General features: G+C 66.1%; 15 protein-coding genes. 10 read left to right on the top strand and 5 right to left on the bottom strand.

Going from position 1 to position 16,311, the window contains the following annotated elements; all coding sequences use genetic code 11:
* Positions 1 to 156 precede the first annotated feature (156 nt).
* The 6 genes from NKJ34_RS06830 to NKJ34_RS06800 are packed head-to-tail and all read left to right on the top strand — an operon-like array spanning position 157 to position 5,874.
* Positions 157 to 399: a 4Fe-4S ferredoxin N-terminal domain-containing protein gene (locus NKJ34_RS06830; protein ID WP_253737532.1), complete on the top strand. Its 243-nt coding sequence runs from the start codon at positions 157 to 159 to the stop codon at positions 397 to 399.
* Positions 392 to 2,872: a molybdopterin-dependent oxidoreductase gene (locus NKJ34_RS06825; protein WP_253737531.1), complete on the top strand. Its 2,481-nt coding sequence runs from the start codon at positions 392 to 394 to the stop codon at positions 2,870 to 2,872. Before NKJ34_RS06830 ends, NKJ34_RS06825 begins: the two co-directional genes overlap by 8 nt.
* A gap of 2 nt (positions 2,873 to 2,874) precedes the next feature.
* Positions 2,875 to 3,609 (top strand): sulfate reduction electron transfer complex DsrMKJOP subunit DsrO, encoded by a 735-nt coding sequence (gene dsrO / locus NKJ34_RS15835; protein ID WP_303647403.1) that lies wholly within the window; start codon positions 2,875 to 2,877, stop codon positions 3,607 to 3,609.
* Entirely contained in the window at positions 3,609 to 4,913 is a 1,305-nt protein-coding gene (nrfD, locus tag NKJ34_RS06810; RefSeq protein ID WP_253737530.1) for an NrfD/PsrC family molybdoenzyme membrane anchor subunit, read from the top strand. The genes dsrO and nrfD overlap by 1 nt, the downstream gene beginning before the upstream one ends.
* Complete coding sequence (locus NKJ34_RS06805) at positions 4,910 to 5,473, top strand: TorD/DmsD family molecular chaperone (protein ID WP_253737529.1); 564 nt, start codon at positions 4,910 to 4,912, stop codon at positions 5,471 to 5,473. The genes nrfD and NKJ34_RS06805 overlap by 4 nt, the downstream gene beginning before the upstream one ends.
* Positions 5,474 to 5,529: 56 nt before the next feature.
* Complete coding sequence (locus tag NKJ34_RS06800; RefSeq protein ID WP_253737528.1) at positions 5,530 to 5,874, top strand: hypothetical protein; 345 nt, start codon at positions 5,530 to 5,532, stop codon at positions 5,872 to 5,874.
* Between the two features lie 46 nt (positions 5,875 to 5,920).
* Here NKJ34_RS06800 and NKJ34_RS06795 read toward each other — a convergent pair whose 3' ends face one another.
* Positions 5,921 to 6,634, bottom strand: coding sequence for a ThuA domain-containing protein (locus NKJ34_RS06795; protein WP_253737527.1), 714 nt, complete (start codon positions 6,632 to 6,634; stop codon positions 5,921 to 5,923).
* Between the two features lie 172 nt (positions 6,635 to 6,806).
* On the opposite strand from NKJ34_RS06795, the gene NKJ34_RS06790 reads away from it, so the two are divergent.
* A complete protein-coding gene (locus NKJ34_RS06790; RefSeq protein ID WP_253737526.1) occupies positions 6,807 to 7,028 on the top strand; it encodes a hypothetical protein in 222 nt (73 codons plus the stop codon).
* 102 nt (positions 7,029 to 7,130) lie between these two features.
* On the opposite strand, the gene NKJ34_RS06785 is transcribed toward NKJ34_RS06790, so the two are convergent.
* The 4 genes from NKJ34_RS06785 to NKJ34_RS06770 form a co-directional block, all read right to left on the bottom strand.
* On the bottom strand, positions 7,131 to 7,577 hold the full coding sequence (locus NKJ34_RS06785) for a GlcG/HbpS family heme-binding protein (RefSeq protein ID WP_253737525.1): 447 nt from the start codon (positions 7,575 to 7,577) through the stop codon (positions 7,131 to 7,133).
* Between the two features lie 126 nt (positions 7,578 to 7,703).
* Positions 7,704 to 9,053, bottom strand: a complete 1,350-nt coding sequence (gene glpB / locus NKJ34_RS06780; protein WP_253737524.1) for a glycerol-3-phosphate dehydrogenase subunit GlpB — start codon at positions 9,051 to 9,053, stop codon at positions 7,704 to 7,706.
* The gene (glpA, locus tag NKJ34_RS06775) at positions 9,043 to 10,737 is read right to left on the bottom strand and encodes an anaerobic glycerol-3-phosphate dehydrogenase subunit GlpA (RefSeq protein WP_253737523.1); all 1,695 of its coding nucleotides are present in this window, start codon (positions 10,735 to 10,737) and stop codon (positions 9,043 to 9,045) included. The genes glpB and glpA overlap by 11 nt, the downstream gene beginning before the upstream one ends.
* Before the next feature lie 93 nt (positions 10,738 to 10,830).
* Positions 10,831 to 12,174: a class II aldolase/adducin family protein gene (locus tag NKJ34_RS06770; RefSeq protein ID WP_253737522.1), complete on the bottom strand. Its 1,344-nt coding sequence runs from the start codon at positions 12,172 to 12,174 to the stop codon at positions 10,831 to 10,833.
* 164 nt (positions 12,175 to 12,338) lie between these two features.
* Here NKJ34_RS06770 and NKJ34_RS06765 point away from each other — a divergent pair, with 164 nt between their 5' ends.
* From NKJ34_RS06765 to NKJ34_RS06755, 3 genes are all read left to right on the top strand, one after another.
* Positions 12,339 to 13,874 (top strand): FGGY-family carbohydrate kinase, encoded by a 1,536-nt coding sequence (locus NKJ34_RS06765; protein WP_253737521.1) that lies wholly within the window; start codon positions 12,339 to 12,341, stop codon positions 13,872 to 13,874.
* Between the two features lie 142 nt (positions 13,875 to 14,016).
* A complete protein-coding gene (dgoD, locus tag NKJ34_RS06760) occupies positions 14,017 to 15,168 on the top strand; it encodes a galactonate dehydratase (RefSeq protein WP_253737520.1) in 1,152 nt (383 codons plus the stop codon).
* A 71-nt stretch (positions 15,169 to 15,239) separates the two neighbouring features.
* Entirely contained in the window at positions 15,240 to 16,004 is a 765-nt protein-coding gene (locus NKJ34_RS06755; RefSeq protein WP_253737519.1) for an IclR family transcriptional regulator, read from the top strand.
* Positions 16,005 to 16,311 lie beyond the last annotated feature (307 nt).

The raw sequence follows: 16,311 nt of genomic DNA, 5'->3' as shown, positions 1-16,311 counted from the left end.
CATATCGGTCGTTGTTTTCCAGCCGATACTGTGTAGTCGGGAAAGCAGCCCGATGACCGCCACGAATAGTTCATCCTCCCAACCGGTTGCTTATAAGTATCTTCATTATCCAGCCAATCCCCTACGGCGTTTGGCTCCGACAGTGTAACTGTAGCCATGAACGACCCACAACAGCCGACTCTGACGCCACTCCCCGAGTGGGAATCGGAGGCGATGGATATTCTGGATGGCGTCGACTACGACGCTGAGCTGGGACTGCAGATGGCTCGCGACGCGATTCGCGTTTCGAACGGCGAGCTAACCGACGCCGAGTTCCACGAGAAGTACCACGAGGACGTGCTGGCGGAGTTCGGCGAGGACAACCGGCCGACCGAACCGGAGGGGTTCGACGATGGGTGACTCGGAGGACGTCGGCCGACGCGACGTACTGAAAGCCGGTGGGGCGGCCGCCGCACTCGGGCTCGGCGGCGGTGGCTATCTCAACGCACTCGCCAGCGGCGGCGATGGAGCGTCGACGGCTACCGGCCTCGAGAGTTTCGTCGGCCAAAACGAGGTCACCCAGACGGTCTGTTCGCCGAACTGCCGTGGGAAGTGTCCGATCGACGTCCACGTGCGGGACGGCCAAATAAAGAAGATCGAGCCACATCCGCCGGAGGACGAACAGTACAAACGGGCCTGCGTGCTCGGCCTGTCACACACCCAGCGCGTCTACGATCCGACGCGGCTGAAGTACCCGATGAAGCGCGCCGACTGGTCGCCCGACGAGCCCAATCCGACGGGGAGAGGGCCGGAGGCGGAGTTCGAGCGGATCTCGTGGGACGAGGCGCTGGATCTGGTCGCCGACAAGATGCAGTCGCTGAAATCAGAGTACGGTGCCGAGAGCGTCCTGTTCCACGAGGGATCGGGGAACTACGGACAGACGGGCAAATCGTTCAAGCGGCTGGCCTCGCTGTTCGGCGCGACCCAGTCGGCGTGGGGGATCGATACCAACGTCGGCAAGGGATTCAACCGCATCACCGGCCACGGCGCGTTCCTCCCGCCGACAAACGAGTCCGAGGACTGGGAGAACGCCAACACGATCATCGTCTGGGGGTCGGACATCTTCTCCAGCCAGTTCCAGATGGACGCCTCGAAGGTGCTGGATGCGGTCGAAAACGGGGCGAAACTCGTCGTCGTCGACCCGGTGTACACGACGACGGCGTCGAAAGCCGACCTGTGGCTCCCGGTCAAACCCGGCAAGGACGTCTACCTCATCCTCGCGATGATGCACACCGTCTTCGAGGAGGAAACCTACGACACCGACTTCCTCCGCAGCCGGACGACCGCCCCCGCATTGGTCCGCACCGACACCGGCGAACTGCTCCGGGCGGCCGACGTCTCGGTCGACGGGCGCGACGATCAGGTCGTCGCGATCGAAGACGGCGAACCGGTCGCCCTCGAACCCGAAACCGAGGGGGACTACGCCCTGTTTGGCGAGTACACGGTCGACGGCGTCGAGTGTGTGACCTCGCTGACGAAGCTCCGTGACCACGCCGCCGACCACGCGCCCGCGGCGGTCGCCGAGAAGACCGGCGTCGACGCCGACAACATCCGCACGGCCGCGCGCTGGCTGGCCACCCGGGGTCCCGGCGGCATCGCGTCGAGCTACGCCCTCGGTCGGTACACACACGGCCACATCTTCGGGCAGGCCTACGCGATCATGCTGGCGATGACCGGCGACTACGGGAACCACGGCAACATTCACGCCCACCACCCCGGCGGAACGACGCTCGCCGCCGGCGACTGGGCAGCGCCGTCGGACGTCGACCCCGGGCCGTCGCTGATCTTCCCGGAGTACCCCGACGCGATGATCGACGGCGATCCCCACGAGATCCGGGCCGTCTACTCCATCGAGTCGAACATGATGGGCAACCAGTTCCCCGACCGCCAGCGCTACCAGAACGCTATCGAGAACCTCGAGATGTACGTGGTTGCCGACATGCACCACACGGATACGGTCCAGCAGGCCGACATCGTCCTGCCGGTGCCCCACTGGTTCGAACAGGAGGACATCATCTCCGGTTGGGGGTCGCACCCACACCTCGGCTACCGACACAGGGTCCAGGAGCCGCTCTGGGAGACCAGAGACGACTACGAGGCCATCCGTGGTCTGGCCGAGCGACTCGGCTTCGGCGACCGGTTCCCCGAGACGAAACGCGAGATGCTCCGGGAGCTCGCCAGCCGGGACGACGCCATCGACTTCGAGACGCTGTACGAACAGGGGACCCAGCGCAAGGAGACCACGCCGGTCGTCAAGTACACCGACGAGTTCCCCACCGAGACGGGGCGCATCGAGCTGTACGACGACGACGCCCCGAGCGAGGAGGGCGTCTCCTTCGAGCTGCCGCGGCCGCTGGAAGACCGGACGGCCGACGACCACGAGCAGGCCGACGAGTACCCCCTCATGTTCATGCAGAAGCACAGTCGCTTCCGCATCCACTCGCAGTACGAGATGGTGAACTGGAGCCGCGAGATCAATCCCGAACCGCAACTGGACATCCACCCGCGGGACGCGAAGGCCCGCGGCATCGAGGACGACGAGTACGTCCGAGTGTACAACGACCGCGGCGAGATGGTCGTGAAGGCGAAGTACAACGAGGCGTTCCAGCCCGGTCTGGTCAACACCGATCAGGGATGGTGGGCACGGGACTTCGTCGAGGGCCACCTCAACGACCTCACACACAACGAGACCAGCGATGTCGGCCGGTGTATGGCGTTCTACGACGTCCGTGTGGCGGTCGAACCCGCACCCGAGGACGTCGACACCAGCATGTACACGGAGGGGAACCCCAAGGGGTCCGGTGCGGCGACTCCCCACACTGGAGGTGACTGACAATGACGAACTACGGCTTAGTAATCGACCAGGAACGGTGTATCGGCTGTCAGGCCTGTGCCGTCTCGTGTAAGCAGGAGAACAACGTCCCGATGGGGCAGTTCTGGAACCGGGTGCTCACCGAGGGCGGCGACAAGCTCGACACCCCGGCAGGGGGGTACCCCGAAGACGGGGACGACGGCACCCTGGACATGCACTACCAGCCGACGGCCTGCCAGCACTGTGAGAACGCCCCCTGCGTGAAGGTCTGCCCGGTCAACGCGACCTACACCCGGGACGACGGGATCGTCGAGATCGACTACGACAAGTGTATCGGCTGCCGGTACTGTATGGCCGCCTGTCCGTACAACGCGCGGGTGTTCAACTGGGACGAGCCCGAACACGTCCCCGAGGAGGGAACCGGCGACGTCGAGGCCCGACCGCAGGGCGTCGTCGAGAAGTGTACGTTCTGTAGCCACCGCGTCGACGAGGGGCTCGACCCCGCCTGTGTCGTCAACTGTCCGGCCGACGCCCGGATCTTCGGCGACCTCGACGAGGAGACCAGCACCGTCTCGAAGTACGTCAACAACTACGAGACCGACCGGCTGCTCGAAGACCGGGGGACCGACCCCAAGACGTACTACATCCGTGGCGAGATGAGCCCCGGTCGACCCCAGACGAGCGACAAACTGGAGAGCGAACTCGACGACGACGCGATGCCAGGCGTGCCCGCGGCGAAATCGGGAGGTGACGACTAATGGCGTCGACCGAGTCCTCTGGGATCGCGGTCCCCGCCTTCGGCCGGAAGGGGAAACTCTGGCTCGGCCTGCTGGGGGCGCTGATCGTCGCCGGGCTGGCCGCCTGGGGGTACCAACTCACCACGGGACTGATCGCCACCGGGATGCGAAACGTCTTCTCGTGGGGGTTGTACATCATGATGTTCGTCCTGTTCGTCGGGCTGTCGGCGGGCGGACTCATCATTTCGAGCGCGCCGAAGTTCTTCCACTCCCACCGCTACGAGGGGTTCGCCCGCCTCGGCGTGCTGGTGAGCCTCGCGTGTATCACCGTCGCGGGACTGCTCATCCTCCCCGACATCGGCCGGCCAGAGCGACTCTACCAGTTTGTCACCTCGCCGGACTTCCGGTCGCCGATGGTGTGGGACTTCGGGATCGTCCTCCTCTACGGGGCGCTCAACCTCTGGTACCTGTGGCTGTTGACCCGCCGTGATCTGGCCGCCGCCGGCTCGCGGCTAGCGTTCGGCCGCGAGGACACCGAGGCGGGCCGCGAGCGCGACCGCAAGCTGATGTTCTGGACGGCGACGGTCGCGTTGCCGACGGCGGTCGCGCTCCACTCGGTGACCGGCTGGATCTTCGCGACCCAGATCGGTCGTGGCGACTGGTTCAGCCCGCTCGTCGCGCCCGTCTTCATCGCGAAGGCGCTCGTCTCCGGCCTCGGCCTCCTGTTGGTCGTCGCCGTGCTCGCCGACCGGTTCACGCGCTTCCGAGTCGACCGCGAAGAACTCGCGAGCCTCGGGAAGGTGCTGGGCATCTTCCTCGCGTTCCACGTGGTCTACCTGCTGGCGGCCGAACGGCTGCCACACGCCTGGGCCAACCACTTCGAGTTCTGGGCGATCACCGGGAGCTTCCTCATCGGCGAGTCGGCGTACTTCTGGCTGTGGACGGTCGTCGGCGGGGCACTGCCGCTGGGGCTGTTGGCGATCCCCTCGCTGCGGAAGCGCGTGCCGGTCATCGTCACCGCTGGCGCGCTGGCGGTCGTCGGGACGATGTTCGAGGGAATCCGGCTGGTGTTCACGGGCTACGAGGTCGCCAACATCGATGCCGCGCCGGGGATCTCCCTCGGCGGCACCTACGCCGGTGTCGGGACCGACATCTGGGCGACCGCCGGATCCTACACGCCGACGCTGGTCGAGGTCGTGGTCACCCTCGGGATCATCGCCGTCGGTGCCCTCATCGTCACCGTCGGCATGCGGTACGTCCCGATCCAGCAGCCCGACGGACAGCGCTCGTATGCAACTGATGGCGGCCACGAGGACACCACATGAGCGACACCACCGACCGCCCGACCACGGACAGCGTCGACGGGCTGGAGTCCGACCTCGCGGCGACCTACGCGGTCCTCGCCGTGTGTTGGCGCGAGCCGTCCGACCGGCTGGTCGCCGTCGCCAACGAGGGGGAACTGACGCCGGTCGTCGGCGACCTCGACGGCGTCGACCCCGACGACCTCCGCGTCGAGTACACCCGGCTGTTCATCGGGCCGGCGGGACCGCCGTGTCCCCCCTACGAGAGCGTCTACCGCGACGGGGAGGACGACGCGGAGTTCGGTCCGGTCGAGGGCCCGTCGACGGTCGCGGTCAGACGGTGGTATCGGGCCTTCGGCGTCCACCCCGCCCCGGAGTACTCGGACCTGCCGGACCACATCGCGGCCGAACTGGAGTTCGCCGCCGCCCTCGCCGACGAGGGACGCGTCGACCGGCTCGAACAGTTCCTCGACGAACACCTCCGCGTCTGGGCTGACACGTTCCTCGACCGGGTCGAAGCCGAGACCTGCGAGGGATTCTACGCCGCGCTGGCGCGGACGACCCGCGAGGTGCTGCTGGAATAGCCTACCTCCGGTCTGCTGGGTGACCCACCCGGTAGTCTCCGGGGAGGAGTTTCGACATGAACCCCTACGAACGATACGTGTTCGAGATCAGTTACGACATCCGTGATCAGCACAGGGCGGACCACGAGACGTGGCTTTCGAAAACGACAGAACAGTGGCTCATGGCCGAGAGCCTCGATGGCTTCCGGAGCGAACGGAGCCTCATGGGGGAGAGTCCGGCGGTTCGACTCCGCTTCGAGTTCGCGACGCTCGCCAACTGGGGGCGGTTCGTCGAGTCCGACCAGTACCAACGGAACCTCGCCCGACTCGACGCGCTGACAGACCGGCTCGAAACCCACCTCTGGGAGCCGGCGGCGATCCCGCTCGACCCGACGCCCAGCGACGGGACGTCGTCGACGTGAGGGCCGGCGGGATCGATAACCGAGCCACGTGGGGGGATCGGTCCGGCTACTCCCGTGGCTCCACCGAACTGTTTTCGGTCGAGACGGACCGTTCGGTACGCGGGGCCGCCCAGTCGACGGCGTTGTCGAGTACGTCGAGCACCACGTCCTCGTGGTAGACGGGATACGTTTCGTGGCCCGGCCGGAAGTAGAAGATCCGACCGGTGCCGCGGGTGTAACAGCAGCCCGACCGGAACACTTCGCCGCCCTCGAACCACGAGACGAACACCAACTGCTCCGGTTCGGGAACCGCGAACGGTTCGCCGTACATCTCTGTTTCCGGAATCACGAACGAATCGTTGAGCCCGGCGGTGATCGGATGGCTCGGGTCGACGGTCCAGACGCGTTCTCGCTCCCGTGACTCCCGATAGTTCAGCGAGCAGGGGGTGCCCATCAGTCGCTTGAACGGCTTCGAGAAGTGCGCCGAGTGGAGCGGGACGAACCCCATTCCGTCGTAGATCTGCTGGCAGACCCGGTCTACGACCTCGTCGTCGACGTCCTCGTGGGCCCGGTGTTCCCACCAGACGAGGACGTCGGTCTCCTCGAGGACCTCGGGCGTGAGTCCGTGATCCGGCTCCTCGAGGGTCGCCGTGCGGACCTCGTGGCCGCGCTCCCGAAGCCCCGCTGCCAGTACCTCGTGGATCCCATCCGGATACACCGACGCGACCTCGTCGTTCGTCTGCTCTTCGAGAAACTCGTTCCAGACGGTCACTGAAACCATATCCGATAACTCGCCGCACCGTCCCTAAACCTACCGCCGGCCGGCCTCACGGCGATCGCGGCACACCTGACGGCCCATCGGCGTTCGGAGTCGTGGATGAATATTCATGCCATTATTTTTCACGAATTTGGATGCGCAAAAATACTTATCAGGACACGGTTCGAACGGGCAGATGAGAATGTTCGTCCAACTACCGAAACTCGACAGTGCAGAATCGCTCGACGACTGGAGCCGGGCCGTCGCCGATCGGACCGACGTCGACGAGGCGGTCGTGGAAGCTATCGTAAGCGAGGTCCGAGACCACGAGGCCGACACCACACCTGAGACGCCGTGGGACTCCGAGAGTTCGGGGATGACCTACATGTGGCCGGCCAACGAGCACGGCGACTTCTAGACCGGGCACCCAGTAGAGCTTCTTTTGAGTACGATGCGTGAGACGACCCCTCGGCGTGAGCACCGCTCCTGAAAAATGGGTTCCGACGAGCTCGATTCCCGATCAGTCGTGCCGGACGTCGACGGCACCGTCTTCGAGGAGGTCGGCCCACTCGTCGACGCCGGCCTCGGCGACCGTGCGGTCCTGTGAGACTTCGCCGCCGGAGACGCCGATTGCGCCGACGACCTCACCGTCGGCTTCGAGGGGATAGCCGCCGCCGAAGACGACCATCCGGCCCTCGTCGCGGGTGTCGAGCCCGTACAGCGAGTTGCCGGGCGTGCTCGCCTCGGCGAGATCGTGGGTCGGCATGTCGAGGGCAGCCGACGTGTAGGCTTTGTTCTTCGAGATGTTGACCGACGCGAGCCACGCGCCGTCCATTCGGTGTTGGGCGATGAGGTTGCCCTCGCTGTTGGCGACCGTGATCACCATCGGGTTATCGATCGCCTCAGCTTTCGCCTCGGCCGCCTCGATCAACTGCGTTGCTACTGCCAGCGGGATTGATTCTACCATGCAGCTACCAGTTAATTTCAATAGAATATAAACGTTCGTATTTTTTGAGAATTTGAGACATAAAAGTGGACAGTCAGCATTGACTGATACTCACCTGTCGACCGTCTCTCGTCCGCGGGTCGCCGTCTACTGGGTCGGGTCGGCGGCCATCCGTCCGGCGACGACGGCGGTCGACAGCGAGACGCCGCTGGCGGACTTCTCGCGGGCGACGTCCGCACCGCCGACGACCGAGCCGGCCGCATACAGATTGGTGAACTCCGGCTTACCGTCAGCGTCGAGCGGCTGCATCGACGCGTCGGGTCGCACGCCGAACCGTGCGTACGGATGGTCGCCGAAGGCGTCGTCGACGAACCAGTCGTAGCGGTCCTCGGGATGCGGCACGTGGCAGCCGAAGACCGGCTCCTCAACGCGCTGGCGGTCGGAATCGAGGCCCTTGCCGACGAAGCCGCCGGTCGCAAGGATGTACCGGTCGGCGTGGTAGGGCACCTCGCGGCCCTTGTGGTCGACGACGACCGACTCGATCCGCTCGCCGTCGCTGCTCTCGTAGCCGACGACCGGGGTGCCGGTCTGGAAGCGAACACCTTCGGCATCCAGTGCCTCGTAGAGCCGGTCTTCGAGCCGCAGCCCGAGCAGACTGGGCGGCCCCATCGGGATCTCGAAGACGTCGACGCCGAGTCGGTCACCGAGGTCGGCCCGCACCGCGGCGGTGTTGTCGTCACCCAACAGTGCGGGAAAGCCGACGCGTTCGGCCTCGCCGACGTGTGGGTCGACCGCGTCCGCGAGGGCCTGCCGGGCCGGCGTGCCGTCGATCGGTTCGTCGTGCTCGAGTGCTTTGGCGAACCGGGTGATCTTGGCGTCGTCAGGGAACGCCTCGGCGAAGGCAACCTCCGCGCCGGTCACCGCGAAGGGAACGTCGGCCAGTTCGAGCGTGTCGGCGACCATCCGGGCGTCGAAGTCGACCAGCGACCGGAAGCCAACGACGGCCATCGGTCGACTGTCGCTGGCCAGCCCGGCTTCGACCGCCCGCGGGTAGCGGGCAGTCGGTTTGACCGTCCCGCCGAAGGTCGGCACGAGCGCGTTGCGCTCGGTGTGGCTTCCGCGGTACATGTCGCCGGTAAGCTCGTCGAACAGGGCGAGTCCCTCCCGAAGCGCCTCGGGGCCGAGAATCGAGTACGGATGGTCCGCGGGAAGTTCGTCGACCCCCTCGAACGGCGAGACGAGCGGCCCGGTATAGGAGCCGCGTTCGGCCCGAACAGTTCGAAAATCCTTGCGTCGCTGGGTGATCTCGGCAGCCTCGCGGGGCTCGTTGCGGGCGGGGACGTAGCCCAGCCCGTCGACCAGCCCCGAGGCCTGCCGGAGCGAGGTGCGCTTGTGGCAGACCAGCCGCACGTCCGCGCCCTCGCGGGCGGCCGCGATCGCGCTGGTGATCCCGGCGAGACCGCCGCCGACGACCAGCACCTCGCTTTCAATCGCCATGGATCTCCTCGGCAATCGCGTCCGTGCGGCCGGAGTCGAAGGCGTCGTAGTCGACACCCGGCCCACCGACCGCGGGGTCGGCATCGTGGTTCATGGTCGTTGCGTGAAGGAGGTGATTGAGCATGGCCTGCGAGAGCTGTCGACCCCACAGTGTGTGGCGCTGGCCCTTCCAGCGTTCCTGATACAGCTGATCGAGCGCATCGCGGGCGGTGATCGCATCGTGTTTCGGATAGATCTCGGCGCTGATCCGGTGCGAGCAGAGCCCGCCCTGACAGTTGCCCATCGAGGCGCGCGTCCGGAGCCGGATCCCGTTGGGATCCGCACCGACCTCGTCGACGGCGTCCTGAACCTCCGCGCGAGTGACGGCCTCACACTCACAGACCGTGGGGTTCGGTCCCTCGGTGATGAGTACCTCCGGAGCGCGATCCCCGAGTCGCTGTTTGCTGCGACGGGCAATCGGTGACCGAAGCCCGAAGGTGTCCATCCGGTCTTCGAGGACCGAGATGTCGCTGCTCCCCGGCAGTGGCTCCTCGTGAGTGCGGCAGGTGGCGTCGACCCCGAGGACGTCGCAGACGTGGTCGGTCGCGGATTCGGCCATCTCCCGGTAGGTGGTGAGTTTGCCGCCGACGATCGAGGTGAAGCCCTCGATCCCGTCGCGCTCGGCGTGGTCGAGGACGAAGTAGTTCCGGGTTACGTCACCGGACTCCTTCGTCGACTCGGGGTTCGGATCGTACAGCGGTCTGACGCCCCAGTAGGCCCGGATCATGCGGGCCTCCGAGACGATGGGCACCATTTCGCTGGCGATGTCGATCATCATATCGACCTCCCACTGTTCTTCGGGGTAGTCGTCGGGGTCCTCGACCGGATCGTCGTTGGCCCCCAGCAGGACCGTCGTCTCGTGGGGGATGATGGTGTCACCCCCGCCCTTGGGCAGACAGCGGTTGATCACGGTGTCGACCTGCCGGACGTTGGTGACGACCATCGCGCCCTTCGAGATCGCCATGTCGAGATCGACCCCGGCCATCGCGGCCAACTGGCCCGCCCACGCGCCGGTCGCGCTGACGACGTAGTCGGCCTCGATAATTTCGGTCTGGCCCTCCTGTCCCTCGCCGAGGTAGTTGGGTCCCTGCCGTTCGATCTCGACGCCGGTGACCCGGTCGTCTTCGACGACGAGGTCGACCACTTCGGCGTGGGTTTCGACGCGTGCGCCGTGGTCGACGGCGTCGGCCGCGTTGGCGACACAGAGCCGGAAGGGGTCGATCGCGCCGTCGGGCACCCGGATCGCCCGCTCGACGCGCTTGGTGAGATGCGGTTCCTGCCGACGGGCTTCCTCGCCGGAGATGACCTCCGTCGGGATGTCACACTCCGCACAGCCCTGCAGTTTCTGTTCGAAGTACTCGTCGGAATCCCCCTCCAGTTGGACGAACAGCCCGCCGGTATCCTCGATACAGTGGCCCGCGATCCGGTGGAGGATCCGGTTTTCCTGCATGCAGTCGACCGCGCTTTCCTGATCCGAAACGGCGTAGCGGCCCCCGCTGTGGAGGTGGCCGTGGGTACGGCCGGTGGTCCCCTCGGTGAGGTTCCCGCGCTCGACGAGCGTCACGTCGAACCCCCGCATTGCGAGATCACGAGCCGTGCCCGTTCCGGTCGCTCCGCCGCCGATAACGACGACTGAGTGAGTCATGTGGTTTCGATGTGGTAGAGTAGCATGATAACCGTTACGTGCGTCCGTGGTTGTGGCGTGTTGCCATGCCACTGTCGCGAGTCGACGACACGGTCAGTGGTCCTGACCGTAGTCGGCGAAGCGGTCGAGCAGGGTGTCGATCTCCTCGTCGGGCAGCAGGTTCGGCTCGCCGATGTTGCGGGCCTGGTAGTGGATCCGGGCGCAGTACTCGACCATCAGCGCCACTTCGAAGGCCTCCTCGACCGTCTCGCCGGTCGCCAGCACGCCGTGGTTTTCGAGCAGGCAGGCGTTGTACGCCTCGCCGAGGGTTTCGAGAGCGACCTCCGCGAGTTCGGCGGTGCCGTACGTTTCGTAGGGCGCGACCGGGATCTGATCGCCCGCGAAGGCGATCAGGTAGTGGGAGGCTTCGATCGGCTCGTTGAGGCTGGCGAAGGCGCTGGCGTACGGCGAGTGGTTGTGGACGACCGCGCCGACGTCCTCGCGCTCCCGCAGGATGTCGGTGTGCATCCGGAACTCGCTGGATGGCTCGCGCTTGCCGGCGACGTGTTCGCCCTGGAGGTCGACGATCGAGACGTCTTCGGGCTCGATCTCGTCGTACGGCATCCCGGAGGGGCTAATGGCGACGAGGTCGCCGTGCTGCGAACTGATGTTGCCGCCGGTACCCTCGGTGAGTCCCTGATGCAACATCTTCCGCCCGAACTCGCTGACGGCCTCGCGGTCCGATCGCAGGTCGGTAAGTCGGTCGGCCGACACGCTCACACCGGTGTCCGGCTCGGCTCCCGCGTCGTCCGCGGATTGGCTCTGGCCGTAGTCGGCGAACCGCTCCAGGAGGGTGTCGATTTCGGCGTCGTCGAGCAGGCTCGGCTCGCCGATCGACAGCGCGTGGTAGTGGATTCGCGCACAGTACTCGACCATCAGCGCGACCTCGTAGGCCGCCTCCGCGGTCGCACCCGTGGCGAGGACGCCGTGGTTTTCGAGCAGACAGGCGTTGTACTCCTCGCCCAGCGTTTCGAGGGCGACCTCCGCGAGTTCCGCGGTGCCGTAGGTCTCGTAGGGGGCGACCGGGATCTCGTCGCCGATAAACGCGATGAGGTAATGCGAGGGGCCGACCGCCTCGCCGATGCTGGCGAAGGTACTCGCATAGGGAGAGTGGTTGTGGACGACCGCACCCACATCCTCGCGCTCCCGCAGGATGTCGGTGTGCATCCGGAACTCGCTGGAGGGTTCGCGGTCGCCTTCGAGCCGGGTGCCGTCGACGTCGACGATCGGCACGTCGTCGGGCTTGATCTCGTCGTACGGCATTCCCGAGGGGCTGATCGCCACGGTTCCGTCGTCGGTTTTCACGCTGACGTTGCCGCCAGTCCCTTTCGTCAGGCCGTCGGCGAGCATTCGGCGGCCGAGCTCGCTGACCACACGCTGGGCAGATTGGTCTGTCATGGTCCGTACTCTCCCATTTGGCGAGGGGGGTGATCAATGTATGCCATCATCGATCGTCACAGCTAGCTGGCATCGGCCGGGATTGACAGTTGGAAGACATATGAAAACCGCGAGACAGTAACCATGTATAGTTATATATCAGGGTTGTTCATTCCTAGCTGCGCATGAGCCGTGTACTCATAGGTGTCGACGCCGGCACCTCCAACCTCAAAGCCGCAGCGTTCGATCTCGACGGCCAGCAGGTCGAGATCGCCACGATCGAAAACCCGGTCGAAACGCCGCAGACGGGGTGGCAGGAGCAGAACATGACCACCAACTGGAAGAAGACCGCCACCGTCATCAGCGAGGTCGTCGAGGACCTCGGCGACGACCACGAGATCCTCGGGATCGGGATCACGGGCCAGGGCGACGGCTGCTGGCTCATCGACGAGGACGGTGATCCAGTTCGGGATGCGATCCTCTGGTCGGACGGCCGGGCCGCCGAGATCGTAGACGAGTGGGTCGACAACGGGAAAGCCGACGTGATCCGGGAGGCGACGGGGACCGACATCTTCCCCGGTGTTTCCCTGCCGATCATGCAGTGGCTGGCCGAAAACGAGCCCGAGACCCTCGACGACGCCGACACGGTGTTTTTCTGCAAGGACTGGCTCAAGTTCAAGCTCACCGGCGAGCGGACGATGGACTACAGCGACGCGACGCTGCCGTTCCTCGACGTCGAGGCGCTGGAGTACTCCGAGGACGTCCAAGAACTGGTCGACTACGACGGCGTCGACGATCTCCTGCCGCGGCTCGCGCCGCCGACCGAGATCATCGGTGAGGTGACCGGCGACGCCGCGGTCGAGACCGGCCTCCCCGAGGGAACCCCCGTGATCTCGGGGGTCTTCGACATCCCGGCGTGTGCCATCGGCAGCGGCGCGGTCCGACCCGGTGAGAGCTCCTCGATCGTGGGGACGACCTCGCTGAACCAGACCGTCCTGACCGAACCGCCCGAGGAGCTACTGGGTCGGGGGTTCACGCTCGCAGTCGACGATGGCTTCTACCTCCGGTCGATGGCGTCGATGGCGGGCACCCCCAACATCGACTGGTCCTACGAGAACATCGCCAACAACCGCGAGTTCGCCGATGTCGAGGCGGAGATCGAGGAGCTTCCGGTCGGCTCGGATGGGCTGCTGTATCACCCGTATCTGAGTTCGTCGGGCGAGCGCCACCCGTTCCTCAAGACGAGCGCCCGCGCCCAGTTCATCGGGCTGTCGCCGGAACACGACCAGAAACACATGATGCGGGCGATCTACGAGGGCGTCGCGCTGGCGATGCGTGACTCCTTCGAGCACATCGACGTCGACTCCGACCGCGTGATGATCAGTGGCGGCGGCTCCCGCTCGGCGTTCTGGTGTCAGATGTTCGCCGACTGTCTCGGCGCGCCCATCGTCCTCCCGGAGGGCGACGAACTCGGCGCGAAGGGCGCGGCGCTGCTGACGGGCGTCGCCCTCGACGAGTACGACGACCTCGAAGCAGCGGTCGACCGGACCGTTCGGACCACCGATCGCTTCGAACCCGACCCCGAAAAAGTCCCCAAATACGACGAGTGGTACGAGTTCTACCACGACGCCTATCAGGCGATGTTCGAGGTGTGGGACGACCGTGTCGAGACCCTCGACCGCCTTCACGACACACAGAGTACGACGCCACAGGCGCAGTAAGCTTCCACGGGCAGTATCGAGGCACCCTATCCACACGAGACGGCTCCACAGCACCGGAGGGCGTTCGACGACCGCCGCCGGGCACGGCCTCGTCGACGCTACTGGGGCAAACCTATTTTTCCCGGACCGTCGTTGTCGGCGTATGAAAATCACCGACTACGAACTGTTCGCCGTCCCACCGCGGTGGCTCTTTCTCAAACTGGAGACCGACGCGGGAATCTGTGGCTGGGGCGAACCGATCGTCGAGGGTCATACCAAGACGACGCGGGCGGCCGTCGAGGAGATCCTCGACAGCTACCTCATCGGGAAGGATCCCATGGAGATCGAGCGCCACTGGCAGGCGATGTATCGGGGTCGACACTTTCGGGGCGGGCCGATCCTGATGAGCGCCATGGGTGGCATCGATCAGGCGCTGTGGGATATCAAGGGGAAAGCCTACGACGCGCCGGTCTACGACCTGCTGGGCGGCCGGGCTCGCGATCGGATCCGAGTCTACCAGTGGATCGGCGGCGACACGCCCGGGGAGATCGCCGACGCGGCCGAAGCCGCCGTCGACGCCGGCTACCGGACCCTGAAGCTCTCGGCGGTCTCGCAGTTCCGCCGGATCGATTCGCCGGCCGCGGTCGACCACGCCCGAAAACGGCTCGCGGCGGTTCGCGAACGCGTCGGCGACGAGATCGACATCGGCGTCGACTTCCGCGGCCGGGTGACCAAGGCGATGGCCGACTGGGTGGCGACCGAACTCGACCCCTACGACCCGATGTTCTACGAGGAGCCCGTCCTCCCCGAGCACGCCGACGCTCTCGCCGACATCGCCGCCAGCACCAAGGTCCCGCTGGCGATCGGTCAGCGGCTCTACTCCCGGTGGGATTTCGCCCCGCTGTTCGAGGCCGGGACGGTCGACATCGTCCAGCCGTCGCCCTCACATGCCGGCGGCATCTCGGAGGTCCGGAAGATCGCGAGCAGCGCCGAGAGCGCCGACGTGCTGGTGTCGCTACACTGCCCGCTCGGCCCCCTTTCGCTCGCGGCCTGTCTCCAACTCGATATGGTGACGCCGAACAGCATCGTCCAAGCCCAGAGCCTCGATATCCACCAGCCAGCCGACAACGATCTGCTGGCGTATCTGGCCGAGCCGGACGTCTTCGGGTTTACCGACGGCTACGTCACCGCCCCCGAGGGCCCCGGCCTCGGTATCGAGGTCGACGAGGCGGTCGTCCGGGAGCAGGCAAGCGCCCGGATCAACTGGCAGAACCCGATCTGGTACCACGACGACGGCAGCGTCGCCGAGTGGTAGCCCGCGGCGCGCTGCTCGTCCGATTCGGCATGAGCGAACAAATTTAAATAGAGCTGTGGTGACTCACCGGTATGGTAGCTGACGCGGATCTCCCAGTCGCGGCGACCCGGACGAGTATGCGGATCCTCGAAACGCTCGTCGACCTCGACGGCGGCGGGGTCACTGCGATCGCCGAGGCGCTCGACCGGTCGAAAAGCTCGGTTCACGACCACCTCCAGACGCTGGTCGGCCTCGGCGTCGTTGTCAAAGACGGCCACGAGTACCGTCTCGGCCTGCGGTTCCTCCGGCTCGGTGAGTTCGCCCGCTCGCAGTACCCGATGTACGAGGCCGGCATCGAGGAGGTCCAGCAGCTGTCGACGGCCGCGGGCTGTGCGGCCGGGATGGCCGTCCTCGAAGGCGACAGCGTGGTCTGTCTCCACCACCGGCTCGGGCCCGAGGCCGGCTCGCCGCGGCTCGCGGCGGGCGACCGGCTGCCGGTTCACTGTACGGCCCCCGGAAAGGCGATCCTCGCAGCGCTGCCGGAGGCACGCCGTGAGGACATTCTCGCCGACCATCCCTTCGCGGCCGGCACCGACCAGTCACACGCGAAACGGGCGGATCTCGCCGCCGAACTCCGGACGGTCACCGCACGCGGCCTCGCGGTCGACCGGGAGGAGTGGGAGCCCGACAGGCGGGGCATCGCTGCGACCGTCACAGGTCCCGACGGGGGTGTCGCGGGGGCGATTTATCTGTTGACCGGCAGCGAAAGCCACTCTGGCAAGCGGTTTCAGCAGGACTTCCCCGGGCTGGTCATCAGTTCGGCCACCCGGATCCGAAACGCGCTTCGAGACGCCTGAGACCGGAGCCGGAACCCACCGCGACGTTCTGTTCGGCGTTACCGAACAGACAGCTCCGAAAACGGACCGATTCGCGGTCGGTTTTATACCACGTCGGGGAAACAACACGATTAATACTGTGATACTGTTCGGTATAACCGAACCCACCTCCGTGCAGGGACCTGTGGCGGGCGTCGACCGGCCGCCATCGAACGAGGCGTCGGAGACGGTCGGTCCCCTGTCCCGTTTGGGACACCACTATCACTGTCCCAAACGCGGTCCGGCGGTCGTCCACCGGCGCGTTCACCGCCGGTCGTCGGGGGCAGCC

Source organism: Halohasta salina, assembly GCF_024178165.1.
Lineage (GTDB): Archaea > Halobacteriota > Halobacteria > Halobacteriales > Haloferacaceae > Halohasta > Halohasta salina.
This window is presented reverse-complemented; position numbering and strand designations above follow the sequence as displayed.